This window comes from Ruminococcus flavefaciens MA2007 (genome assembly GCF_000621845.1).
In the GTDB taxonomy this organism is placed as follows: Bacteria; Bacillota; Clostridia; order Oscillospirales; family Ruminococcaceae; genus Ruminococcus; species Ruminococcus flavefaciens_E.
This window is the reverse complement of record NZ_KK211356.1, coordinates 1-1,780: the sequence shown is the minus strand read 5'-3', so window position 1 is coordinate 1,780 and position 1,780 is coordinate 1. Positions and strand designations below refer to the sequence as shown.

Annotated in this window: 2 protein-coding genes; both read right to left on the bottom strand. The window is 42.4% G+C overall.

Features of this window, described 5'->3' with window-relative positions:
- On the bottom strand, nt 1-763 hold a 763-nt coding region (locus tag T497_RS18615; RefSeq protein ID WP_196243052.1), incomplete at its 3' end, for a glycoside hydrolase family 11 protein.
- A 652-nt stretch (nt 764-1,415) separates the two neighbouring features.
- Nucleotides 1,416-1,780: dockerin type I repeat-containing protein (locus T497_RS18610; RefSeq protein ID WP_037325331.1), on the bottom strand; the 365-nt coding region annotated here is incomplete at its 5' end.

The window sequence follows — 1,780 nt, the reverse complement described above, 5'->3', positions numbered from 1 at the left end:
CATTATTGTTTGCAGGAGCTGCTGCGCCAGCGCCTGAACCGTCTGTGCTCACTGTTACGCTCTTTACATTTGCCGAACCATTCGAGCGGTAACCCTCGATGTTGAGCGATACCTCATAGAGCTTTCCCGACATATCAAGACCAGCCTGTGACCATGCGTCAAAGTGCTTGGATACGTCGATAGTTCCCTTCATGTAGTTGGTCTGGTTGTTTGCAGAGCCGCTTGTCTGACGAACGCTCCAGTACTGCGGGAAGGTAGATGTGCCCTCCAGAGACGGCTGATTGTAGCGCATAGACTTGCGGATATCATATGTATTTCCGTTCAGAGTAACTGTACCCTTGTTTTCGCCGTCGTTTCCTGGTGGTCTCCAGTCGCCCCAGCCTTCTACGATGTAGTACTCAACGAGCGGACTCTTTGTCCAGCCGTATACGCACATATATGAGTTTCCTCTTGGTGTGTATTCAACATCATATGTGAGTACGATATTTCCGATCTCTTTGTAGTTCTTGCCCTGACTGTCGTAGTTCTTTCCCATACGAGCGAGGAAGTTTTCAATATTGCTCCATGAACAAGTAAATGAACCTGCACCTGGATTCATCGAAGCCTGTCCCTGACCGTTCTGGTTCCACATCTCGTAGTCATATCCGCCGACATTTCCTCTTGTCTGCTGGTCGGCAGCTGCTGCCACGACGGGTACGCTTGAGGCTATCATCAGCGCTGAAACTGTTCCGCTGATTACCCTCTTCATTTTTGATAGCTTCACTTTGATCACTCCTTTGAGTTTTGTAAAAAATGCTGCGTCGGTCACGTCTGACCTTATTTCTCCAACTATTGATTAGATCAAGTATCCCCAAAAAGTGTACGAGCTCGTTTATCTTTTTCGTATATAATTATAATATCTCAACATATAGTTATACAAGTCGTTTTTTGTTCTCGCCGTATAATTTGACCAGATATTGCGAAATCTTAAAATTCACAATCGCCTATAAATCGCAAAATACAACGTAGCATCTATAATTTAGCACAATAATTGCACAATGGAGCGCAATAAAAATCAAATGCAAGATTTTTGCAATTATTACATGATTTTACCATTTTTGAGTTTTCCGCTTTCTCATTTCTCCCCTGTCATCTGCAATAAAAGCAAAAGCCCGATACTTAGCGAGGGCGTGATAAAGAAATTTATCACGCCCTCTAAAATAATAAAGAAGAAAGAATAATGAATAAAGAATAATAGTGGTTTCGCCTTCGGCGATATTTTTTATTATATCCGTGAAACGGATACCTTAATTCTTATTTATTCTCTATTCTTTATTCTTTTAGAAAAAGCCTTAAAGAAGCTAAAACTTCTTTAAGGCTTTTCGCTTTTCTGTATCGTACTTTCGATCGTTTATTACGTTTTTGCTATTAAACCATTATAATTCAACGGCGCCGAGAAGATATCTCTGTATTTTAAGTGCGTCGCTGACAGTAACTCCCTTGACCGTGGTATCAACATCGCTGTTCTTCATACCCTGCTGAGTTATGTGGAACTTCTCAGTGCCATTTACGCCGTACTTGTTCGGGTTAGCAAGCGCCTGCATGATAAGCACAACATCGCTCATATCAACGGAGCCGTCGCAGTTAGCGTCGCCCTTGACATTGGTATCCTGAGTATTTTCCTCGGTATATTCTTCTTCAAGAATATTGAAATTGTAACGCTGCTCCCTTGTTTCGCCGTCAAAACCGTAGTTGATGATAAGGTGAGCTTCACCGCTCTGTCTTGCCTTGAATGTAAATA